This is a genomic window from Novosphingopyxis sp. YJ-S2-01 (genome assembly GCF_016093175.1).
Taxonomy (GTDB): domain Bacteria; phylum Pseudomonadota; class Alphaproteobacteria; order Sphingomonadales; family Sphingomonadaceae; genus Novosphingopyxis; species Novosphingopyxis iocasae.
In genome coordinates this window covers 75,329-97,830 of record NZ_JAEDAI010000001.1, presented here as the reverse complement: position 1 = coordinate 97,830, position 22,502 = coordinate 75,329, and the positions used below count along the sequence as shown (strand labels likewise).

The window sequence follows — 22,502 nt, the reverse complement described above, 5'->3', positions numbered from 1 at the left end:
AGTCCCCATCCGCGCCGCCTTTAGAGGAGGAAGCCACATGAATCGTTTTGCCAAGCTGGCGATCGCGGGGGGTGCCATGGCGCTCGCCGTGCCGCTGGCCATCATGCTGCCGGAGCAGTTCGCTCCTGCTGCGGATCACCGCGATCCGCCGCAGCGTACAGACCCCACCGTCGATAATACGCCCGATTACGCGGCCGATATCGCCGACGTCTTCGCTTTCCATACCGATGACAAGCTGGTGCTGATCCTGACCTTTGCCGGCCCGATGCCGACGACGGCGGGTGCAACCTATGACCGTGATGTTCTCTATAAGATCAACATTTCGAACCAGGCGCCGCGCACCGCGACCAACATTCCGATCCGCATTCGCTTCGGCCAGGATCCGAGCAATGCCAACGCTTATGGCATGCAGATCACCGGTATTCCGAACACCAATGGCGGCAACGCGCTGGTCGGACCGGTAGAAGCCGACAATACGATCGACGGAGTGCGCTTCCGCGCTGGGTTGTTCGACGATCCGTTCTTTTTCGATCTGCAGGGCTTCACCCAATCCAAGCAGACCGGCAACCTTTCAATCATGAGCACGCGTGATTTCTTCGCAAATTCGAATGACACCGCCATCGTGATCGAAATTCCGCGCAGCCGTATTCCGCAGAACAGCGCCAACGGACAGGCCGTTCCGATCGATGTCTGGGCCGAAACCCTGCGTCTGGGAGGACAGCTCTGATGACTATCACCAAGCGTGCACTCGCACTCGCCACCCCGCTCGCCATCGCTCTGACCCTGACGGCATGCGATGACAATAACGCCAACACTACGCCGCCGCCAACTGCGGCACCGGCACCGGCTCCGGCCCCTGCGCCCACACCCACGCCCACACCGACGCCCACGCCCACGAGCACGACCGGCACCGTCGATGTGTCGCAATGCCTCACGCAGGAAGTGGCACCGGGCACTACGGTGGCCGATCTCATCATCCCAGACACGCTGACGCTGAACTACGGCGCGGCAGCGGGCTTCCCGAACGGTCGCCGCGTGGGTGATCCGGTCGCGAACGTCACCGAAGCGGTGATCCTTCTGAAGCTGGGCGCGAAGACCCGCGGCGGCGCGACGCAGGGAGCGCTCACATTCCAGAACCTGCCGCTGGACGTTCCGCGCAACGATGTCGCCTATGCGCAGGGAGACCGCAGCATGGCTGGCGGTTATCCGTGGCTAGGCCAAGCCCAGGGTTCGCCGCCGCGTGCCAGCAGCGCTGGGGCGAACTTCAACTTCCGGAGCCAGCCTGATACGTCCTATGTCCGTGTCGACCGTATGGGCATGCCTGCGGTAGCGACGGCGCTAATCGGGACGAACCAGAAAATCCCGTATAACGACGCCGATCCTGCGGACGATGTCGCTGGCCAGTTCGTGAACGAGCTGACAAGTGAACTCACGAAAATTCACGCCGGTTTGCGGGACGATCTGATCACCGCCGGTTTTGTGCCCTGCTCCACCACCAAGTGAAGCGTGCACAATGATTGAATGGAAGGGGGCGGCGTGACGGACGTCACGGCGCCTCCACCTTCGACCGGGCCTGAACGCCCGCATGGCGGCTCGACCAGCCGGCTGTGGAAGTTCGTCATCCTTCTTCTCGCCGCTGCCACGCTGGTGGCGCTGGCTATCCGCCTGTTCGGGGGCAGCGAAGACGCGCCGCCGGTGCCGGAAGGGATCGGCATCGATCGGGTGGTCGGCCCGGACAGCTACGCCCTCGAACTTGCGCGCACCGAAACCACTGTAGCGAATACGCGCCAACGTCTCGAAAACGCCCCCGACCAATGGCTGCTGCGCGAGGCGTATACCGGTGCGCTTTCTCGACGTGCTTCGTTGACCGGCAATTACACCGATCTCGCAGCGATCGACCGCGAACTGGCGCGCGCCTTTCAGGACGCGCCGACGGGCGCCGGCCCGATTGTCTCCGCTGCCGCCCACGCCATAACCGTTCACCGGCTGGACGATGCCGAGCGCTATCTCGATCAGGCGGATCGGTTTGCGGTCCAGCCGAACGATGCCGGGCGCGCCGAATGGCTCGGCATGCGCGGGGACATCGCCTTCTACCGCGGCAATTATGACGAGGCGCTGCGTTATTACAGGGCATCGGCGCGGCTGAGCGAGGACATCGGCAGCCTGACGCGCCTGTCCACTTATGAGCTGAAGCATGGCCGTTTTGATGAGGCTGAGGCTGACATTCGCCGCGCCGGTGCCACCGCCAAAACGCCGAGCCCCTATCTCGCCGCCTTTTTCTTTCTGCGACTTGCCGATGTCGGTCTGGCGAGCGGAGACTGGGCGATGGCGGCGAGGAATATCGCCGCTGCCAATCGCGCTTTTGAAGGCTGGTGGCTGGCCGAGGCCTATCAGGCGCAGATGCTTGCCCTGCAAGGCGATGTGAACGGTGCGGTCGCTCTATACGCGAAAGCGGCCAACCAATCGAACGATCCGCTGGTGATGGACGCTCTGGCCGCGTTGCTGCGCGCCAATGGGCGGATCGCAGAGGCGAAGCCGTGGATCGCGAAAGCGCAAGGCATCTGGGACCGGCGGATGGCCGCCTTGCCCAGCGCGGCGCGCGGTCATGCCGTGGAACATGAACTGGCCCTCGGCGATCCCGCCAAGGCGCTGCGCATCGCGGCGGCCGATTTTGCCACCCGACCGCACGGCCAGACGGCGATCATGTTGGCATCGGCGGAATTGGCCAATGGGCAACCTGAAAAGGCGCTTGCCCTTCTAAAGCAGGTCGATCGCTCGGGCTGGGTCAGCGCGCGCGCCTGGGCCTTGCGCGCCGAAGCCGAAGCGCTGATGGGTGATGGCAAGGCAAGCGATGCGGCGCGCGCGGAAGCGGAAAAAATCGATCCCAAGATATTCGATCCGGCACAAAGCTATATCTGGTTCGGCCATGGCTGAGCGGCATGTGGCACGGATGATCGCGTTGCTTCTGACGCTGTTCGCGCTGATGCTTTCGGGCGCGGCGGCGGCGCATGTGACACCCAATAGCGAGGTGCAGATCGACTTCGGACCCAGCGAGGCGCGCGCCGATATCATCGTACCGCTGGGCGATTATGCCGCGGCGAGCGGCAATCCGGTTGCCTGGACGCCGCAAAATTATGCCAAGGCGCAGGACTGGCTGAAACAGCATATCGGCATCCGAAGTCCGGACGGGCGCGCCTGGACAATCGAATTTCTGGACACCGAGTTTGCGCAGATCGCCGGGCCGCCTGATTTGCACGCGGTTGCGCGGCTGGTGCCGCCGGCCGGCGCACCGGTGCGCCAGTTCACGGTAGATTGGCGTGCGGTGGTCGACGTGAACCCGGCGCATTTCGTGCTCTTCGTCGCCAAACGCGATCTCTATGGTCGGTATGGCGACGAGCGTGAGATCATTGGCGCGGTGCGTAGCGACCGGATGCGCCTTGCCGTCGATCGCGGCCACCCCAGTGCGATGACCGGCTTTGCCAATGCCGTGCGTCTTGGTGGGGAGCATATTGCGGAGGGGCACGATCACTTGCTCTTCCTCCTTGCGCTGTTCCTTCCGATGCCGCTGGTGCTGAGCGCCAATCGCAAGCGTTGGGGTGGCCCGCGTCCGCCAAAAGATGCCCTGTGGGGCATGACGAAGATCATCACCAGCTTCACCATCGGCCATAGTCTGACGCTGATCGCTGCGCCGCTGCTCGGATTGCACCTGCCCGCGCAGCCGGTGGAGGTGGCGATTGCCATCTCTATTCTGGTGTCCGCGATCCACGCCTGGCGACCGATCTTTCCGGGGCGGGAGCCGCTGGTTGCGGTGGTTTTCGGCCTTATCCACGGTCTTGCCTTTGCCACTCTGGTCGGAGACCTGGGGCTTGGCGTGAACCGGGAGATTATCTCCATCCTAGGGTTCAATATCGGTATCGAGATCGTGCAACTGGGCGTGGTGTTGGCGTTTCTGCCCGCGCTGATGATTTTTGCGCGCACCCGCCATTATGACTGGCTGCGGCTCGGCGGCGCGGCCTTTGCCGGCTTTGCCGCGATCTGCTGGATGATCGAGCGTATTTTCGCGACGGAAAATCCGCTGGCCGCCTTCATCGATGCGCTCTTGAACCATTCGCCCTTATTGGTCGCCCTCCTGACCGTCGCCGCGGTGGTGACCTGGCTTGCGGACCGGCGCAAGGACCGCGCGGCCGCTGTAGCTGCCTAAGAAACACTGCGCCCATACCAGTTGCGCGCGGTGCAAGTGGAAGCGGGAGCTTTTCCACCCCCGGGGGGTTGGATGATCGAACCGTTCCCCTTTAGACGGGCTGGGTCGGGAGGGCCGGACCCAATACCGGTCGCCAACGGGGACGAACCGAGATGTTCGACAATGCCGACGCGCTGATATTGGCGCGCATACAGTTCGCCTTCACGGTGAGCTTCCACTTCATCTTCCCGGCCTTTTCCATCGGCCTCGCCAGCTATTTGGCGGTGCTGGAAGGCCTGTGGCTGAAGACGGGCAAAAGTCTCTATAAAGACCTGTTCAAATATTGGCTGAAAATCTTCGCGGTGGCCTTTGCCATGGGCGTCGTCTCCGGCATTGTCATGAGTTATCAGTTCGGCACCAACTGGTCGGTGTTTTCGGACAGGACGGGGCCGATCCTGGGGCCTCTGATGGCCTATGAAGTGCTTACGGCTTTCTTTCTGGAGGCCGGTTTCCTGGGCGTCATGCTCTTCGGTATGAACCGTGTGGGCAAGACGCTGCACTTTACCGCCACTTTGATGGTGGCCGCAGGCACCGCGGTCTCCGCCTTCTGGATTCTTAGCGTCAACAGCTGGATGCAGACGCCCGTGGGCTATGAACTGAGCGGAAACGGCCAGTTCCTGCCGGGCGACAGCTGGTGGCCGATCATTTTCAATCCCAGCTTTCCCTATCGCCTGGTTCACACCGTGATCGCGGCTTATCTGACGACGGCGCTGGTGGTGGGCGGTGTCGGCGCCTGGCACCTTCTGAAGAACAAGACGGACGCCCACGCACGCAAAATGTTCTCGATGGCGATGTGGATGGCCGCACTGGTGGCACCCGTTCAGATTTTCGCAGGGGACGCGCACGGCATCAATACACTGGAGCATCAGCCGCAGAAGGTGATGGCGATGGAGGGGCATTATGAAAGCCATCCCGATGGCGCCCCGCTTTATCTGTTCGGTATTCCCAACGAGAAGGAACAACGGCTCGATTACGCGATCGGCATTCCCAAACTGAGTTCGCTGATCCTGAAGCACGATCTCGACGCGCCTTTACCGGGCCTCGACACCATTCCGGATCAGGATCAGCCGCCGGTCGGCGTCGTCTTCTGGAGCTTCCGTATCATGGTTGCCATCGGCTTTGCGATACTGGGCCTAGGCCTTTGGAGCCTCGTCGCGCGCGTGCGTAAAAAGCTATACGACTGGCCCTGGCTGCACCGGGCGGCGCTGGTGATGGGGCCAGCGGGCTTCGTCGCGGTGATTGCAGGCTGGGTGACGACCGAAGTCGGGCGGCAACCCTTCACGGTTTATGGGCTGCTGCGCACCGCGAATAGCGCCAGTCCGCTCGATGCGCCGGCGGTCGCGATATCGCTGGCCGCATTCGCCGCGGTCTATCTGGCGGTTTTCGGGGTGGGCACCTGGTACATCCTGCGCCTGATGAAGAGCCCGCCGCAGCCCGGTGAGCGCGGCGTCAAGCATGGCGAGAAGGGGCCGGTGAGGACGGCAGGCATCACGCCCGGACCGGTGCAGGGAGAAAATGCACGGCCCGGCGGCCCGAAAGGACGCGGCATGGCGGACCGGGAGATGGCGGAATGAGCGCGCTTTACAATTTCGATCTGGCCACTGCCTGGGCGTTCATCATCGCCTTTGCCGTATTCATGTATGTGGTGATGGACGGGTTTGATCTGGGCATCGGCATTCTGTTTCCAACCATCACCGTGGGCAAGGAACGGGACGCGGCGATGAACAGCATCGCGCCGGTCTGGGACGGGAACGAGACCTGGCTGGTGCTGGGCGGCGGCGGGCTATTTGCGGCCTTTCCGCTGGCTTATGCCGTGGTGCTGCCGGCTACCTATCCGCTGATCATCATCATGCTGCTCGGCCTGGTGTTTCGCGGCGTTGCCTTCGAATTTCGCTGGCGTGACGAACGGCACCAGACCTTCTGGGATTTCGCCTTTTTCGGCGGATCGCTGGCCGCGGCGATGGCGCAGGGCATGATCCTCGGCGCCTTGTTGCAGGGCGTGGAGGTTGATGGGCGTGCCTATGCAGGCAGTTGGTTCGACTGGCTGACGCCCTACACGCTGCTCACCGGCCTCGGCACGGTGGCGGGTTATGCGCTGCTCGGCAGCACCTGGCTGATCATCAAGGCGCAAGGGCGCGCGCTCGACCATGCCTACAGGATGGCAAAGCCTGCCTTCTTCGTCACGCTGGGCCTTATGGTGGCGGTCAGCCTCTATACGCCCTTTCTCGAGGCCAATTATTATTCGCGCTGGTTCACTCATCCGAATGTTCTCTTCGCAGCGCAGGTGCCGCTGCTGACGGGGATCATCGTCTTTGCCCTGCTGCGCGCTTTGGTGAAGCGGCGGACCCATCAGCCGTTCCTGCTTTCGCTGGCGCTGTTCCTGCTCGGCATGGCCGGGCTGGGGGTGAGCATGTGGCCGCATATCGTTCCGCCCGCGATCACGATCTGGGATGCCGCCGCACCCGAAAGCAGCCAGATCTTCATGCTGGTCGGCACCGCGATCATTATGCCGATCATCCTGATCTACACCGGTTTTGCCTATTGGGTGTTTCGCGGCAAGACCGGTGAGGAAGGCTATCACTCATGAAGCTGGATCCGCTGGCCGGCGCGGATGAGGCGGAGACGCTGCCCTTGTGGCGGCGGATCGGCTGGATGGCGGCGATCTGGGGGATCAGCGTGGCGACGCTCGGCGTCGTGGCATTCCTGATCCGCGCCTGGATCGCCTGAAGCAGTCTGCCTGCGCCGGCGCGCGGCGAGCCGCCAAGGTTAACGGCCTTTTCTGTCCCCGGATTGGACAGCGCGGCGTTAACGATGATTGATGGTGGATCAAAATCCTAACAAACCGTTAACGTGGGACCATGAAACGCGCCCTCGTTCTGACATCCGAAGCTGCCGGCCACCCATTCCGGCGCACCTTGAAACCGCATATCCTGCGGGTGCCGCAACCCGACCCGTTGCCGGACGCGTGGGCATCCGATCCGCGCAATCCGGACAAAGGGTGGTGGCGACAGGAAGACACGCATCTGTTCGCGATCAGTTTCGCGGCGTTCTTCACCGCGATTTACGGGTTTATCGCTTAAAAGCGGGTCTGCCTAAAGCATCGGCCCATCGGCCTCTCGCAAGATGATATTGCGGCTGGCCATGTGCAGCCGGTGCGCGAGCCAGGCGGAAACCAGGCACATTGCGGCGCTGAAAAGCAGTTGCTCGGTGATCGGAATGCCGGCCGCGCTCATGCCCAGCGTGATCACCGATCCCCCCACCATCGCGCCCGAATTCACCAGATTGTTGGCAGCGACCGCCCGTGCCGTCTGGCTCTTCGGCACGGTGGTGGTGAGAAACGCATAGAGCGGCACCACGAACATGCCGCCCGCGATCGCAACGCCCAGCAGCGCCACCACCACGCCCCAGCTGTCCGGATGTGCCAGGAAGGCGGGAATATCGTACAGCGTGCCGGACCGGCTGACCTGCCAGCCGTGGCAGATGAAATAGAACAGCGCGACGAAGCCGCCCATCACTAGGACGCAGATCGGCGCCCAGCGCGCCGACACCTGGCCTTTGAGAAGCCGGTTGATCGCCACCGAACCGATTGCAATGCCGACCGAAAAGACCGCCAGAAACAGGCTGGCCACCGTCTTGTCGCCGGTCAGCACATTCTTTACTAAAGGCGGGAACTGGATGAACAGCACGGTGCCGATCGTCCAGAAGAAGCTGATCGCCACTACGGCAAGCCACACGGCCGGCGTCTCGCGCACCAGCATCACCAGGTCGCGCGAGGCGGTCCATATGTTGAAATTGATCTGCTGGATGTCGCCAGCTTCGGGCGGGGCGGACGGGACCTGCCGACCGGTAAGATAGCCGATCACCGCAACGCCGATTACCGCCGCGGCGGCGACCTCCACCGGAATGATCCCGGCGACAATGGTGCCGATCAGGATCGCGATATAGGTGCCCGCCTCCACAAGGCCGGTTCCGCCCAGCACCTCCTCATGCTGCAGATGCTGCGGCAGGATGGCGTATTTGATCGGGCCGAAAAAGGTAGAGTGCACGCCCATGGCGAACAGCGCGATCAGCAGCAGCGGGATCGCCAGCAGATGCACCGCTATGTCGGCCCAGGCGAGCAGCAGTCCAGTGCCGCCCACCACCATGATCGCGATCTCGCACGCCTTGATGATGCGAATGAGCCGCGCCTTGTCACGCGTATCGGCAAACTGACCGGATATCGCGGAAAACAGGAAGAAAGGCAGCACGAACACGCCCGTCGCCACCGCGCTGAACAGCGTTTCGCTCTCCGGATCGCTGAACACGCCATAGACGACGAACAGCACCATCGCGGTCTTGTATAGATTGTCGTTAAATGCGCCGAGGCTCTGCGTAGCGAACAATGGCAGAAAACGTCGCTTGTTCAGCAGATGGAAGGAGGCCTGCATCGCTGCCGAGCCCTAGCGACAGCAATGCGGATGGGGAAGGCAAAAAGGTGAAGGGGCGCCCGGCAGCATGGTGGACAGCTCGCTGCCGCGAGTTGGCGCTGCGGGAGCGACGAGCGGAGCGAAAATGGCGGTAAAGTGGGCGCTGCGGTTGCATCGGCGCGCGCGGAATGCTCTTAGAAGCGCGCCGCCCAGCCGCGTCCGGTGATTTCCGCCGGTTCACGACGCTATAAAACAGCCGGAAGAACATCAATGAACGATCCTGTTTTGAAAGAACCGGCCGAATCTGGGCAGAATTTCCGGATCAAGATCAATGCGCCGGTGTTCCTCACCTCGGCTGTGTTGATCCTCGCCTTCGCGCTGTTCGGCGCGCTCTTTCCGGAGCGTTCGAAACAGATATTCGACGCGCTGCAGGCGGGAATCGTGGCCGATTTCGGCTGGTTCTACATCCTCACCGTCGCCGGCTTCCTGGTGTTCGTGCTGTTTCTGATGCTCAGCCGTTATGGCGATGTGAAGCTGGGGCCGGACGATAGCGAGCCGGAATATAGCTATCTGTCCTGGTTCGCGATGCTGTTCAGCGCAGGAATGGGCATCGGCCTCATCTTCTTCGGGGTGGCCGAGCCGATCCAACATTATGCCAATCCGCCGGTGGGTGAGGGCGGCACGATCCAGGCCGCGCGCGATGCGATGGTGCTGACATTCTTTCATTGGGGACTGCATGCCTGGGCGATCTACATCGTGGTCGGCCTGGCGCTCGCTTATTTCGCCTTCCGGCGGGGCCTGCCGCTCACGATCCGCAGCGCGCTCTATCCGCTGATCGGGGATCGCATCAACGGGCCGATCGGCCATGCGATCGATATCTTTGCGGTGCTGGGCACCATGTTCGGCGTCGCCACCTCGCTTGGCCTTGGCGTGCTGCAGGTGAATGCGGGCTTCAACTATCTCATCGGCCTGCCGGTATCCGTGCCGGTTCAGATCGGTCTGATCGCGGCGATCACCGGTATGGCGACGCTTTCGGTCGTGATGGGACTGGACAAAGGCGTGAAGCGCCTGTCCGAACTCAACATCATCCTTGCCGGCCTATTGTTGGCCTTCGTGCTGATCACCGGGCCGACGATCTTCCTGTTCCAAGCCTTCGTCCAGAATGTGGGCGCTTATCTCGGCCAGGTGGTTCCGCGCACCTTCCGTATGTACGCCTATGAACCGAACCCCTGGCTCGCCAACTGGACGCTGTTCTACTGGGGCTGGTGGATCGCCTGGTCGCCCTTCGTCGGCATGTTCATCGCGCGCATTTCGCGCGGCCGCACGATCCGCCAGTTCATCGCCGGGGTGCTGCTGGTGCCCGCATTGTTCACCTTCCTGTGGATGACGGTATTCGGCAACAGCGCCATCGCGATGGACCTTTCCGGCATCGCGCCGATCGCGGCCACGGTGAAGAACAACCTGCCGGTCGCGCTGTTCGAGGTGCTGGGGCAATTGCCGCTTGCCAGTCTGGCTTCGGGCCTCGCCACGCTGCTCGTCATCACGTTCTTCGTGACGTCTGCGGATTCGGGCGCGCTTGTGATCGACATGATCACTTCCGGCGCGGCCGAGAACCCGCCGGTCTGGCAGCGCGTCTTCTGGGCATGCTGCGCCGGGGCGGTGGCCGGGGTGCTGTTGGTTGCAGGCGGACTGCAGGCGTTGCAGACCGCAGCGATCACGAGCGCGCTGCCCTTCTCCGTGGTGATGGTGTTCATCTGTTACGGCCTGCTGCGTGCGTTGCAGACGGAGGCACGCGGCTCGGCAATGGATCTTGCCATTACCGGGGTGCCCGCCGGCGCGCGCAGTCCGGTCAGCTGGCAGTCGCGTTTGTCCGCTATCACTCGCCATCATGACAAGCCGGAGGTGTCCGCCTTCCTGCGCGATACGGCCAAGCCGGCATTGCAAGCCATAGCAGGCCAGTTCGACGGCAGCGGACTTTCGCCGGAAATCAGCGAAGATGAGGATGTGATCGATCTGAAGATCGAACATGGCGAACGCGGCACCTTCCGCTACGCCATCCGCGCCCGCGGTTTCCGTGCGCCAAGCTTCGCCTGGGCCGAAACGCGCAAGACCAAGGATGGTGAGCGCACGCATTATCGTGCGATGGCGCATTCTTCCGAAGGCGATCAACCGCATGACGTAACCGGGTTCAGCAGCGATCAATTGATCAACGATCTGCTCAATCGTTACGCTCACTTCCGCCAGAGCCGCCGCCTCGGTCCGTGAGCGATCAGACCAATTGCATGGTATTTCAGAGCTGCTCTAACTTCTGAGAACCCCGCTTTTGCGCGCTTCTCACGACGATTGGGGTAGATCGTGAAAAGGCTTGTTGGTAGGCCACGCCCACCTCAAGTCAGATTCACGGGAAATCCTTGATGAAGCGGTCGGAAGCGGGCGTTACTCAGTTTCTGCAATGGTTCGGTACGATTATCGGGCCCGATTCCCGCTATGTCTGGATGGCCGTTATCTACGGTGTGGGCATTTCCCTGCTGTGGCTGGCAACGCCGATCTCGGTGCAGCTGCTGATCAATTCCGTCGCCGCCATCGATGTCGCGACGCCGCTGATCACCTTGTCGCTGATGCTCCTTCTGATGCTGACGGTGCTGGCGCTGCTCAGCGCCTTCCGGCTGTATGTGATCGCCCTGCTGGAGCGGCGTATCTACACACGGATCGTTGCCGAGATCACGCTGCGCACCGTCCACGCCCGCGATCCGCATTTCTACGATTCGCGGCGCGGCGATCTGTTCAATCGCTATTTCGATATGATCATGGTGCAGAAGTCGCTGCCCAGCCTTCTGATCGGCCTGTTCGCGATCCTGTTGCAGGGCGGTGTCGGACTGGTCGTAACCAGTTTCTACCATCCTTATGTTTTCCTGTTCAACGTGATCCTGGTCCTCGTGCTGGCGATCATCTGGCGGGTATGGGTCAAGGACGCGATCTTCACGGCCGTTCAACAGAGCGAGGCGAAGCACCAGACCGCACACTGGATCCAGTCGCTGGCGGAATCGAGCGGCTTCTTCAAATCCAGCCGCCATCTGCACCACGCCATCAATCGCTCGGAAGCACTCAGCGCCAATTGGGTGGACAAGCATCGGCGGCACTTTCGGCAGTCGTTCGGGCAGAGCATTGCCTTTTTCGTCGCGTTCGCTCTCTCCAATGCGGGTTTCCTCGCGCTGGGCGGTGCGCTGATCATTGCCGGGCAGCTTTCGCTAGGGCAGCTGGTGGCGGCCGAGCTGATCCTGTCGAGCGTGTTTTACGGCATCGCGCAGGTGACGATCTATCTGCCCACTCTGTACGAGTTCGCCGCCAATCTGGAGGAAACGACCCGTTTCTGGGATGTCGAGCAGGAAAATCCAGGCGGTAAGAAGCGGCGTCCGGACAGCGGCGCGCTTGTGCTGCGCAATGTCAGCACCGGTGGCCATCGTTTCGACTTCGAGGTTGATGCGGGCGAGCAGCTGGCGGTGGTGGCAGGGGCGGACGAGCGCCGTGCCCTGACGCAGCTGCTGAAGCGACAGGAGCGCCCACAGCGCGGCATGCTATTGATCGGCGGTCACGATGTCGGCGATTTCGGGCTGTATGAGCTGCGCTCGGAAGTCATGATCTGCGACCGCGCGGAAATGGTCGAGATGTCGGTGCGCGACTATCTCGATCTCGCTGCGGAGGAGACCGATCGGCAAACCGAAGGCGCGGATCGCCGCGCCGTCATCTATGATAGCATCGACCGTGTCGGCCTGACGCAGCGCATCGAAACGCTGGAAGATGGGCTGGACACCATCCTGTCCAACAGCGGATGGCCATTCACCGTGGGCGAAGTCATGGCGCTGAAGCTGGCGGCGGCGCTGATCTCCAGGCCGCGCCTGCTCGTCATGTCTCCGCTCTACGATCTGCTGCCCCCAGCGCGCGTGACGGCGGCGCTGGCCGAGCTGAAGAAAGGGGGCACCACCGTGCTGCAATTCACCCGGCGGCCCACCGATCTGGACCGGGATGCCCTGCTCTGGCTGGGTGGGACCGAACAGCGGCGCTTTGCATCGATGGAGGGGTTCGAGCGCGATATGGGAACGGAGACCGGCTATGTCCTCTCTGCCTGAACACTCCGCAGGCCAGCCGGGTTTCGCGCCGAGCTTTTCGGAAAAGCAGCGGGCGGCGCGCAGTGATGCGAGCCTGCCGGGCCGCTACGATCATTTCCATACGCTCCAGACCATCAAGACACCGCGCATCGCGCGCTTCTTCGTGATCAGCACCATCATCGGCATCCTGCTTGTCACGGCGGTTCTGTTTTTTGCGCCATGGGTACAGACCGCCGCCGGCCCGGGTGAGATCGTCGCGTTGAACCCTGAGGACCGTCCGCAGGCGGTGACGGCACTGGTTCCGGGCCGCGTGGAAAAATGGTTCGTGCAGGACGGCGATCTCGTAAAGGCCGGCGATCCGGTTGCCCGGATCATGGACAACGACCCCAATCTGGTCGAGCGGCTGCGCGCCGAACGGCTGCAGGTGCTGGCGGAGATCGATGCCGCCCAGGCCGCGTTGGCGACGGCGAATTTGAACGTCGATCGTAATCAGCAGCTTTATTCCGAGGGGCTGCTTGCCCGGCGCGATTATGAAGCGTCCCAGATCACTGCCGCGGGGTATCGCAGCTCGCTTGCGGTGGCGCGGGCGAAGCTGAATCAAGTGGATATCTCGCTGGACCGACAATCCTCGCAGACGGTGTTCGCCCCCCGGTCGGGCCGCATCCAGGGGGTCAATTCGGCCACCGGATCAACCTATGTCGATGCCGGCGCACAGCTTGCTACGGTGGTGCCGCTGCGTCCTAAACGCGTGCTCGAAATGTATGCGGATGGCCGCGACATCGCTTTGATCCATCCCGGCCAGTCGGTGCGCATCGCTTTCGAAGGTTGGCCCGCAATCCAGTTCAGCGGATGGCCGACGCTGGGCGGCGGCCTGTTCGATGGGCGCGTGCGCTCGGTCGATCATTCGGCGCAGCCCAACGGCCTGTTCCGCGTGCTTGTCGAGCAGCAGCCCGGTGAACGCAGCTGGCCGAGCACCGAATATCTGCGCGTCGGCGCAAAGGCGCGCGGCTGGATTGAGATGGAAACGGTGTCGGTTGGTTACGAACTGTGGCGGCGGCTCAACGATTTCCCGCTGGAATATCCGCAAGGCCGGGTGACGCCCGCGGACAAATCCGGCCAGAACGAGCCCAGCGGCAAGGCGCTTTAGGAGCGGGCGATGCTGCTTTCGCGCTTTTCCCCGTGGCCCATGCTGACGCTACTGGCCTGCCAGGCGTTCGCATCGCCATCGGCTGCCCAGAATATCGAGCCTGTTGGCAATCCGCAGCCCGAGATTGAGGAGGCGACACAGCCGCCGGTCGGCGATGTGCTGACGCTGCGCGAGGTGCTGCGCTCATCAGCGCGCCATGCGCCGGAAATTCTGGCGGCGGCAGCTCAGGAACGGCAGGCGGCGGGGCGTCTCCTCTCCACGCGCGGCGAATTCGATCTGCTGTTCAAGGGCGACGGCTTTTCCCGCGTGCTCGGCTATTATGACGGGGCAAAGGCCGAGGCGAAGGCCTATCAGCCGCTCACCAATAATGGTGGGCAGGTTTACGCCGGATACCGTGTCTCGCGCGGCGATTTTCCAATTTATGAAGACCAGTATTTCACCAACAAGCTGGGGGAGGTCAGCGTTGGCGGGGTCTTTTCTCTGCTGCGGGATCGGCTGACCGACAGCCGCCGCACCAAATTGGCGCAGGCGGAAGCCGACGTATCGATTGCCTCGTTCGAGCGGCAGATGGTGGCCATCGGCGTGCAGCAGCGCGCGCTCGATGCCTATCTGCAATGGGTCGCCGCCGGGCAGCGCGTGCGCGTGTTCCGGCAACTTCTGAACCTCGCCGAATCGCGCCAGTCTGGCATAGAGCGCGGCATCCGCCTCGGCGCGCAGCCGGCGATCCTGTCCGTCGAAAATCGGCAGAACATCGTGCAGCGCCGCTCCAATCTGGTGCGGGCAGAGCGTACCCTGGATGCCGCCGCCAACGACCTGTCCTTCTTCTGGCGCGATGCGCTGGGCCGTCCGGTCTTCCCGACGTCCGACCTGCTGCCCGATGAGTTTCCCGATCTGAAAAGCCCTCTGCCGGTTTTCGGCGGGCTGGACCGGCTTGCCCGGCCCGATCTGTCGGCGATCCTGCTGCGGATGGATAAAGCGCGTGCCGAACGCTTGCTGGCGGAGAATGATCTGCGGCCGCGGCTCGATGTCGGCGTCGACGTTTCCAAGGATCTGGGCGCGGAAGGCCTTGGCGGGCCAAGCCGTACCCCGCTGGAAACCAAGGTCGGCGTTACCTTTTCCATGCCGCTGCAGCGCCGCGATGCACAGGGGCGCAGCATCGCCGCTTCGGCCAAGATCGACGAATTGCAGCGCAAGCACAGTCAGCTGGAAGACGAGATCGTGGTGCGGATCAATCGGCTCGCCATCCGCGCAGATGCCGCGGAGGACCAGATCAGCCTTGCCCGCCAGGACGCAAGCTTGGCGCAGCAGCTGGCCGAGGCGGAACGCCGCCGCCTGTTTTTAGGTGCCAGCGATCTGTTGACGGTGAATTTGCGCGAACAGGCGCTGCTGCAGGCACGGATCAACCTGCTCGATGCCCGCTATGAACTCGCCGCGCTGAAAGGCGAACTCATCGCCGCCACCGCAGACCGGGAGCAGCTGGAGCTGCCATAATCGGTGCGTGGCTCTCCATCGGTCACGGGACGAAATGACGTTCGTCGATCCTCAGCAGGTTTTTACCTTGAGGCGCTTTGAAGGACGCAATCGGTGTGGCAGTCTGTAAGCCGGACTACTTTTGACGAGTTTCGGTCGGTCGTCTGTCCGCGTGGAACAATTGCTATCAAACCTATATGTGCTGTTTGTGCAACTCATCTTTTTTATTTTGCTTATTGTTCGGCATCAAGACCTGGCCGGTTGATCCTTAGATTAGATTGTGCTTTTCGCGTTGTTCCAAATTCCAAGGAGCAACCATGTCTAAGCATTCTGGCCGACGCCCGTCATTTCAGCGCTCGTTTCTTTATACTTCGACAGCGCTTCTGTCGCTGATCGGGTCTGCTGCGGCGCATGCCCAAGATAGTGTCGCGCTTGATGCGGTTCCTGTTGCGGTCGATCATTCGGGCAAGAGGCCGCTTGTCGACATTACGACCCCATTGTCGGGCTCTGTACAGATCGACGCCTCCCTGTTGGGCGTGAGCGCCCCATCGTCGAGCCAAATTACGGACATGACGTCTTCAATCTCGGACGCTGCGGCCTCGATGCGCGCGCCCGAGTTCGGCGTGGACGTGCCGCATATTGTTGTTGAAGGGCCGGGTGAGGGGCACACGCTCAATCCCGGGCAGCCCGGCTCTATCTTTGACAACGCGGTGGATGTGACCGGCGTCGGCCAATTCTATCGTGCGGACGGTTCCGTCTGCACGGGCACCCTGATCAATCCGCGCACCGTTCTCTTCGCCGCCCATTGCGTCAACGATGCCGGCGAAGACGGGTTCGGCGCCGCGGCCGGCAATATTCCTGCTGCATTTTCTTTTCGTGCTGATGCGCGCGGCGGTTTGATTTCTTGGCTTCAGTCCGGTCGGACCGCGTCCGGCTTCAAGTCTTTCCCCGACCAATTTGTTTACAATATCGAGCAGATCCTGTTCGATCCGGCATCGCTGGAGAACCCTGCGGCGCGGGGTTTCCTTGAGGCTGATATCGCTTTGGCGGCGCTCGATACGCCGGCCACCAATGTGCCGACCTGGGCGATGTTGTTCTCGCCGCTCCCCGTCCCGGATCAGATCGATAGCGTGTCCGGCACCGGCTATGACGTTCAGGTCGTCGGCTACGGCCGCAGCGGATATGGGCAGTCCGGTTCGTTCCAAGGTATCGACTTCCGGCGCCGTGCGGCGGAAAATGTGATTGGTGCGCTGGCCTCGCTCAATGATCGCAACCAGTTCCTCTTCGGCCCGGGCAATTATGGGCTTCCGCAGAACCTCTACCAGCTCGATTTCGACGATCCGAACGAGCAGAACATTTTCGATTTCAACCTGTTCCGCGACAAGGCGCGAGACGTTGAGGGCAGCACCGCCGGCGGCGATTCCGGTGGCCCGCTGATCCTGCAGTCGCCGAGCGTCAGCGATCTCATCATCGGTGTTCTGTCCGGCGGTTCGCGTTTCTTTGCGGCCCAGCCTTCCGATTCTTATGGTTCGTCCAGCCTTTACCAGCCGCTGTACCTGCACTGGGACTGGATCGTGGCGAACAACCCCTATCGCTATGCGCAGAGCGTAGAGGGTGATGGCAACTGGACCGATCCCAATCACTGGCAGCTGGCGCTGGATCCAAATTACCGGATCATCGACCAGAACGGCGAATTCGTGAACGGCGTTCCCGATAGCCCGGGTGCCGGGCGTGACGGGACCGAGCCGAAATTCGGTCAGGTTTGCGACGGTGCCTTCTGCCTCGATCTCGCAACCGGCGACATCGTGGATTATGACGGCAACATCATCATCCCCGCCAATCCCGATACCGATCCCGAGGTCACGAACAACAGCATCGGCCATGTGGTGCCGGACGATCTGCTCGATCTGGCGCAGTCCATCGCCGCGAAGAAGGCAGCCGTGGCCGCCGATGGTGAGGCACAGGCACGCGAGCCGAGCTATGCCAATGGTCTGCCCGGCGGCACCGGCTTCATTCCCGACAATGTCGCCTATTCTCCGGAAACCGCGGACAGTGCGCGCGTCAATGCACGCTATTTCGACGTGACGCTTGCCAATGCCGGTACCACGACCCTGGACACTGCCGTCACCATCGACAAGTTCATGATCGCAGGCGCCAATGCGGCGCTGAACATCACCGCCGACGGGTCACTGACCAGCCTAGTCGATGTGACGCAGATGGCGGGCCGCATGAATGTTGACGGCACGCTGGCGACGAATGGCGATTATCTGCTGTTCACCGGCGCGCTGACCGGCAACGGCACCGTGGAAACGCCTTTCTTTACCAATATGATGGGTATCCTCGCGCCCGGCACGATGGGTACGATCGGCTCTCTGGATTTCAACGGCAATGTCATCCTGACTTCGGGAAGCGTCTACAGCGTCGATTTCAACGGGGCGGGCCAGTCCGACACCATCAACGTCAATGCTACGATGTTCGATGGCGATGACAATCCGCTGGACGGCATGGCCAGCATCGGCGGCACCGTGCTGCTCAATCCGGTCGGCGGCAGCATTCCGCGCTTCGGAGACAGCTTCACGATCTTCACTGCCGAAGGCGGATATGAAGGCACCTTCAATTCGCCCGATATCAGCGCGATCCTGCGTCCCGAATTCACTTATGGTACGCAGTCGGTCACGCTTTCGATCGAGGCGGGAGATTATCAGTCGGTCATCGATGGTAACTCTCCGGTCCAGTCCGCCTTTGCGGCGCTGCTCGATCGTAACCGGGCGCAATATGGTCGCTATGCCGATCTGTACGGTCCTCTGGATCTGCAGGATGCCGCCACGATCCGTAGCAATCTGGAAGGCTTTGCCCCGCGCGAGCAGTCCCTGCGCGGTGCGATGGGTCTGGCCGCCGTCAATATCGGCAATCGCCTGATCCGCGATCGCTTGGTGCAGCTGGGCGCCAGCAACGATATGGGCGGCAGCATTTCCGTGATCGGTCAGCCGAACCAGGTGGCGCGCGAAGCGTCCATGGGCGGCACCGTGACGACCGGTCCGGATCGTGCCGACGGTTATCAGCAGCAGAGCGGACTGCCCGACGATTACAGCGGTTTCCTCGCCGGCGGTTATATCGAGGGCAATGCCCCCGGAATGCCGACCGCAACGCCGCAGGGCGAAAGCAATTTCGACGGCTTCTATGTCGGGGCGGGCCTCGAAAAGGCTATCGAAAATGGTGCCATCGGTGTGGCGTTCACTTACACCGATATCGATGGCGACACGGCAGTCGCCACCCACAGCGCATCGTCTGAGCTCTATCAGGGATCGCTCTACGGCGTGACCACATTGGGCGGCGGGATCCGTCTCGATGCGCAGATCAATGCGGGTGCGTTCGAAACCCATACGCAGCGCAGTGTCACCGCGGGAACCAGCCAGTTCGATATCCGCGGCCGCGATACGGCGTTTGCCTTCTCGTCCGAAGCCGGCATCGGCAAGGTGTTCACGGCAGGTGCGTTCGATATCACGCCGCGGGTCGCCTTCCGCGCAGCGCGTATCGACTTCGGCCGCGTGGCCGAGCAAGGGGGCGGGCCCGCGCTGCAATATGAACTGCCCAGCTATGACAGCTATCAGGCGCGTGCCGGGCTTAATCTGGCCGGCAAGGCAGGGTTCCGTCCGTTCCTGAATGCCAGCTATGTGCATGACTTCGCTGATCGACCGGCCTATTTCGCCGCCAATTTCGTCGGCGGAATTGGTCCGAACGCAGGTTTCGCCCTGCCGTCTACGGACCAGAACTGGGCAGAAGTCAGTGGCGGGCTCGGTTACCAGGCCGGCAATATCGGCTTCTCGGTAGCCGCCGAAACCACGATCTGGCGGGACGACGTATCGTACCAGAGCTATTACGGCTCGGTCACGTTCCGCTTCTAAGATCAGTGAACAGGCGCGGCCCTTGATATCGGGCCGCGCCGATCCTGCTGCCCGCTGAATTTGCCTGAAGCCATCGGGCGGCAAATTGGCTTACTAGAAATACTAAAGGCAGCGCGTTTCCCGCCCCTCACGGTGCGAAGAAGTCGGCGCACATCTTTCGCAAGCTGAGACTGCATCCTCCTCAGCCATCCAAACAGTCGTCGACTTGCCAATCCAGACGATCGCGCTGGACTTCTATGCAACATATGTGCGCGTTGCTGCGTTACAGGATGTTCGCCGATGCGGTAGCCAGCTCTGTCTGCATATATTGGCGGTGAAATTGCCATCCAGCTTGGCTTGCGGCAAGACCTGGATCGCTGTTGCGGAAAGGCGCCATGATGCTGGGCACGGTCGATAACGCGCAAAATGCCCGGAAGGGCAATTCGGCCAGCCTGACGGCGCGGGAAGGCGAGGCAGCATGAGCGGCGATAGCGGGATGAACAGCGAGCGGCCCCTGTCGCCGCATCTGGCGCACTATCGCTGGGAAATCGGCCAGTCGACGTCGATCCTGCACCGCGCCACCGGTATCGCACTGGCGGCGGGCTTGCCGGTGCTGGCTTGGTGGATCGTCGCGATGGCGGCCGGTGGCGCAGCCGCAGACTGGACCGCGCGGATTTATGCCAGCTGGCCCGCCAAGCTGCTTTTGTTCGGCTGGACCGTGGCGATCTGCTTCCACTTGCTGAACGGAATACGGCATCTCGGATGGGATAGCGGCCATGGTTTCGGCATGGCGAACACGCGCTCGACCGGCTGGGCGGCGATGATCGGCGCGGTCGCGCTGGCGCTGCTGATCTGGGTGTTCGTACTGTTTGGAGGGGTGGGGGCATGACCGAACAGAAAGACACCGACAGCACCGACGACGCTGCCGATGATCAGCAAAAGGCTGACGGGGATGATGGGGGCCATGAAGAGATCAAGGTCGCCAAGACGGAGACCAATGCTGCACTCCTGACGCAGCTTTATCAGCGCGAGGCGTATCGCAAGTCCAAGGGTTATGGCGCATCGGGCACGGGCTCCCGAACCTGGCGCATGCAGCGCCTCACGGCCTTGGCGCTGATCCCGCTTGCGGTCTGGTTCGTCGTCTCTCTGCTGGTTCATATGACGGGGGCGGGGGCAGCGCCGGCGGCGTGGCTGGGCTCACCGATCAATGCCGTACTGATCGCCGCGCTGCTGCTGATAGCCTTGCGCCATGCCACGATCGGTTTGCGGGTGGTGCTGGAAGATTATGTCCATACGCGCTTCCTGCTGACGACATCCATCCTGGCACTTTACGCCGCCGCCTGGGCGACCGGGCTTGCCGCGATCGGCGGGCTCCTCGTGCTGCTTTTCAAACATATCGGAGGCGCCTGACATGGCCCGGGCCTATCAAGTGATAGAGCATGAATTCGACGTCGTGGTTCTGGGCGCGGGAGGCGCGGGATTGCGCGCCACACTGGGCATGGCATCGCAGGGGCTTTCCACCGCCTGCGTGACCAAGGTGTTTCCCACGCGCAGCCACACTGCGGCGGCGCAGGGCGGAATCGCCGCCGCGCTCGGCAATATCAAGGAGGATGACTGGCACTGGCACATGTATGATACCGTTGCCGGATCGGTCTGGCTCGGTGATCAGGACGCCATTGCCTATATGTGCCATGAGGCCATCCCGGCGGTGATCGAGCTGGAGCATATGGGCGTACCCTTCAGCCGCACCGATGACGGGCGCATCTACCAGCGCAAATTTGGCGGGCACACCACGCATTGTGCGGAGGGCGAAATGGCCGCGCGCAGCTGCGCCGCCGCTGACCGCACGGGCCATGCCATCCTGCACACGCTTTATCAGCAGTGCCTGAAGCACAAGGCCCTGTTCTTCGTCGAATATTTCGCCACCGATCTGCTGATGGACGAAGATGGCGCCTGTCACGGCTTCATGGCGTTCAGCCTGGTCGACGGCACCGTCCACCGGTTCCTCGCCAAGCAGACCGTGCTGGCCACCGGCGGTTATGGCCGGGTGTTCGAAAGCTGCACCAGCGCGCATACCTGCACCGGCGACGGGATCGCCATGGCGCTGCGTGCTGGCATTCCCATGCAGGATGGCGAGTTTGTGCAGTTTCACCCGACCGGACTGCAGGGGCCGGGCGTGCTCATCACCGAAGGCGCGCGGGGCGAGGGCGGCTATCTGCGCAATGGGGAGGGGGACCGGTTCATGCCGAAATACGCGCCCCATGAGAAGGACCTCGCCAGCCGCGATATCGTCAGTCATGCCGAAGGCGTGGAGATGCGCGAGGGGCGCGGCTGCGGCGAAAATGGTGACTATATCGAGCTGTGCCTGATGGATCTGCCGGACGAGACCTGGGAAACCAAGCTTCCCGGCATTCTGGAGACCATCAAGACCTTCCGCGGGATCGACGCGCGCACCGATCCCGTGCCCGTCGTGCCGACCGCGCATTATGCAATGGGCGGTATCCCCACCAACATCCACGGGCAGGTCATCAACCCGCGCCTTGGGGGCAAGGACGCGATCGTGCCCGGACTGATGGCGATCGGCGAGGCTGCCTGCGTGTCCGTTCACGGCGCGAACAGGCTCGGCACCAACAGCCTTCTCGATATCATCGTGTTCGGCCGCGCTGCTGCGATCAAGGCCGGTGAGATCGTGGACAAGGACGCCGATGCGCCGCCCGCGCCCAAGGCGGCGGTGGAGGCCTCGCTCGATCGGTTCGATGCGCTGCGTTACAATGAAGGCGGCGCGAATGCTGGCGAGGTGCGGGGTAAATCGCAGGCCATCATGCAGGAGCGCTTCGGCGTATTCCGCAAGGAAGACACGATGCAAAAGGGCATCGATGCGCTGGCCGATCTGGCGGGCGATGTGGACGATATCGGCTGTTCCGATCCGCACCTGGAATGGAACATGGAGCTGGTGACCGCGCATGAGGTGAAGAACCTCTACGAACAGTCGGTGGTGCTCGCCGCCAGTGCCCTCAACCGCAAGGAATCGCGCGGTGCCCATATCCGCGACGACTTTGAGGAGCGCGACGATGACGGCTGGCTCAAGCATACCGTTGCCTGGCTCGATCGGGAGGGCGGCAATGGCAAGCGGGGCGTCGATATCGATTACCGGCCCGTGACCCTCACGACAGGACGCGGCGATGCCGAACCCTTCCCGCCGACCGAGCGGAAGATCTAGGCCGTGATCATGCAGGATAAGGACCGGAC

General features: G+C 62.4%; 17 protein-coding genes. 16 read left to right on the top strand and 1 reads right to left on the bottom strand.

What is annotated here, in order from left to right:
- Positions 1-37 precede the first annotated feature (37 nt).
- The 8 genes from I6A82_RS00395 to I6A82_RS00360 all read left to right on the top strand — a co-directional run bounded on the left by I6A82_RS00395 (position 38) and on the right by I6A82_RS00360 (position 7,320).
- Entirely contained in the window at positions 38-727 is a 690-nt protein-coding gene (locus tag I6A82_RS00395) for a DUF4331 family protein (RefSeq protein ID WP_187334517.1), read from the top strand.
- Complete coding sequence (locus tag I6A82_RS00390) at positions 727-1,503, top strand: hypothetical protein (protein ID WP_198093268.1); 777 nt, start codon at positions 727-729, stop codon at positions 1,501-1,503. The genes I6A82_RS00395 and I6A82_RS00390 overlap by 1 nt, the downstream gene beginning before the upstream one ends.
- Positions 1,504-1,536: 33 nt before the next feature.
- On the top strand, positions 1,537-2,934 hold the full coding sequence (locus I6A82_RS14610) for a tetratricopeptide repeat protein (RefSeq protein ID WP_198093267.1): 1,398 nt from the start codon (positions 1,537-1,539) through the stop codon (positions 2,932-2,934).
- Positions 2,927-4,201, top strand: a complete 1,275-nt coding sequence (locus I6A82_RS00380) for a HupE/UreJ family protein (protein ID WP_198093266.1) — start codon at positions 2,927-2,929, stop codon at positions 4,199-4,201. The genes I6A82_RS14610 and I6A82_RS00380 overlap by 8 nt, the downstream gene beginning before the upstream one ends.
- A 152-nt stretch (positions 4,202-4,353) precedes the next feature.
- Positions 4,354-5,814, top strand: coding sequence for a cytochrome ubiquinol oxidase subunit I (locus I6A82_RS00375; protein WP_198093265.1), 1,461 nt, complete (start codon positions 4,354-4,356; stop codon positions 5,812-5,814).
- The gene (gene cydB / locus I6A82_RS00370) at positions 5,811-6,827 is read left to right on the top strand and encodes a cytochrome d ubiquinol oxidase subunit II (protein WP_198093264.1); all 1,017 of its coding nucleotides are present in this window, start codon (positions 5,811-5,813) and stop codon (positions 6,825-6,827) included. Before I6A82_RS00375 ends, cydB begins: the two co-directional genes overlap by 4 nt.
- Positions 6,824-6,967, top strand: coding sequence for a DUF2474 domain-containing protein (locus tag I6A82_RS00365; RefSeq protein ID WP_198093263.1), 144 nt, complete (start codon positions 6,824-6,826; stop codon positions 6,965-6,967). Before cydB ends, I6A82_RS00365 begins: the two co-directional genes overlap by 4 nt.
- 131 nt (positions 6,968-7,098) lie before the next feature.
- Positions 7,099-7,320: a hypothetical protein gene (locus I6A82_RS00360; protein ID WP_198093262.1), complete on the top strand. Its 222-nt coding sequence runs from the start codon at positions 7,099-7,101 to the stop codon at positions 7,318-7,320.
- Between the two features lie 12 nt (positions 7,321-7,332).
- Here I6A82_RS00360 and I6A82_RS00355 read toward each other — a convergent pair whose 3' ends face one another.
- A complete protein-coding gene (locus I6A82_RS00355; RefSeq protein ID WP_198093261.1) occupies positions 7,333-8,667 on the bottom strand; it encodes an MFS transporter in 1,335 nt (444 codons plus the stop codon).
- Positions 8,668-8,916: 249 nt separating this feature from the next.
- Here I6A82_RS00355 and I6A82_RS00350 point away from each other — a divergent pair, with 249 nt between their 5' ends.
- From I6A82_RS00350 to sdhA, 8 genes are all read left to right on the top strand, one after another.
- Positions 8,917-10,911, top strand: coding sequence for a BCCT family transporter (locus I6A82_RS00350; RefSeq protein WP_198093260.1), 1,995 nt, complete (start codon positions 8,917-8,919; stop codon positions 10,909-10,911).
- A 149-nt stretch (positions 10,912-11,060) separates the two neighbouring features.
- Complete coding sequence (locus I6A82_RS00345) at positions 11,061-12,773, top strand: ABC transporter ATP-binding protein (protein ID WP_198093259.1); 1,713 nt, start codon at positions 11,061-11,063, stop codon at positions 12,771-12,773.
- The gene (locus I6A82_RS00340; RefSeq protein ID WP_198093258.1) at positions 12,757-13,899 is read left to right on the top strand and encodes an HlyD family secretion protein; all 1,143 of its coding nucleotides are present in this window, start codon (positions 12,757-12,759) and stop codon (positions 13,897-13,899) included. Before I6A82_RS00345 ends, I6A82_RS00340 begins: the two co-directional genes overlap by 17 nt.
- A 9-nt stretch (positions 13,900-13,908) precedes the next feature.
- Entirely contained in the window at positions 13,909-15,390 is a 1,482-nt protein-coding gene (locus tag I6A82_RS00335; RefSeq protein WP_198093257.1) for a TolC family protein, read from the top strand.
- Between the two features lie 548 nt (positions 15,391-15,938).
- The gene (locus I6A82_RS00330; protein WP_198093256.1) at positions 15,939-19,274 is read left to right on the top strand and encodes an autotransporter domain-containing protein; all 3,336 of its coding nucleotides are present in this window, start codon (positions 15,939-15,941) and stop codon (positions 19,272-19,274) included.
- Positions 19,275-19,731: 457 nt separating this feature from the next.
- The gene (gene sdhC / locus I6A82_RS00325) at positions 19,732-20,142 is read left to right on the top strand and encodes a succinate dehydrogenase, cytochrome b556 subunit (protein ID WP_198093255.1); all 411 of its coding nucleotides are present in this window, start codon (positions 19,732-19,734) and stop codon (positions 20,140-20,142) included.
- Positions 20,139-20,663 carry a succinate dehydrogenase, hydrophobic membrane anchor protein gene (gene sdhD / locus I6A82_RS00320; protein WP_198093254.1) on the top strand — a complete coding sequence of 175 codons (525 nt, stop codon included), beginning with the start codon at positions 20,139-20,141 and terminating at the stop codon, positions 20,661-20,663. The genes sdhC and sdhD overlap by 4 nt, the downstream gene beginning before the upstream one ends.
- A gap of 1 nt (position 20,664) precedes the next feature.
- Entirely contained in the window at positions 20,665-22,473 is a 1,809-nt protein-coding gene (gene sdhA / locus I6A82_RS00315; protein ID WP_198093253.1) for a succinate dehydrogenase flavoprotein subunit, read from the top strand.
- Positions 22,474-22,502 lie beyond the last annotated feature (29 nt).

What these genes read in the sequence shown, in the direction of transcription:
- I6A82_RS00375 (WP_198093265.1), top strand. Translation starts at nt 4,354, where the DNA reads ATGTTCGACAATGCCGACGCGCTGATATTGGCGCGCATACAGTTCGCC.
- I6A82_RS00360 (WP_198093262.1), top strand. Translation starts at nt 7,099, where the DNA reads ATGAAACGCGCCCTCGTTCTGACATCCGAAGCTGCCGGCCACCCATTC.
- I6A82_RS00350 (WP_198093260.1), top strand. Translation starts at nt 8,917, where the DNA reads ATGAACGATCCTGTTTTGAAAGAACCGGCCGAATCTGGGCAGAATTTC.
- cydB (WP_198093264.1), top strand. Translation starts at nt 5,811, where the DNA reads ATGAGCGCGCTTTACAATTTCGATCTGGCCACTGCCTGGGCGTTCATC.
- sdhA (WP_198093253.1), top strand. Translation starts at nt 20,665, where the DNA reads ATGGCCCGGGCCTATCAAGTGATAGAGCATGAATTCGACGTCGTGGTT.
- I6A82_RS00330 (WP_198093256.1), top strand. Translation starts at nt 15,939, where the DNA reads ATGACGTCTTCAATCTCGGACGCTGCGGCCTCGATGCGCGCGCCCGAG.
- I6A82_RS00395 (WP_187334517.1), top strand. Translation starts at nt 38, where the DNA reads ATGAATCGTTTTGCCAAGCTGGCGATCGCGGGGGGTGCCATGGCGCTC.
- I6A82_RS00365 (WP_198093263.1), top strand. Translation starts at nt 6,824, where the DNA reads ATGAAGCTGGATCCGCTGGCCGGCGCGGATGAGGCGGAGACGCTGCCC.
- I6A82_RS00380 (WP_198093266.1), top strand. Translation starts at nt 2,927, where the DNA reads ATGGCTGAGCGGCATGTGGCACGGATGATCGCGTTGCTTCTGACGCTG.
- sdhC (WP_198093255.1), top strand. Translation starts at nt 19,732, where the DNA reads ATGAGCGGCGATAGCGGGATGAACAGCGAGCGGCCCCTGTCGCCGCAT.
- I6A82_RS00340 (WP_198093258.1), top strand. Translation starts at nt 12,757, where the DNA reads ATGTCCTCTCTGCCTGAACACTCCGCAGGCCAGCCGGGTTTCGCGCCG.
- I6A82_RS00355 (WP_198093261.1), bottom strand. Translation starts at nt 8,667, where the DNA reads ATGCAGGCCTCCTTCCATCTGCTGAACAAGCGACGTTTTCTGCCATTG.
- I6A82_RS00335 (WP_198093257.1), top strand. Translation starts at nt 13,909, where the DNA reads ATGCTGCTTTCGCGCTTTTCCCCGTGGCCCATGCTGACGCTACTGGCC.
- sdhD (WP_198093254.1), top strand. Translation starts at nt 20,139, where the DNA reads ATGACCGAACAGAAAGACACCGACAGCACCGACGACGCTGCCGATGAT.
- I6A82_RS00345 (WP_198093259.1), top strand. Translation starts at nt 11,061, where the DNA reads ATGAAGCGGTCGGAAGCGGGCGTTACTCAGTTTCTGCAATGGTTCGGT.
- I6A82_RS00390 (WP_198093268.1), top strand. Translation starts at nt 727, where the DNA reads ATGACTATCACCAAGCGTGCACTCGCACTCGCCACCCCGCTCGCCATC.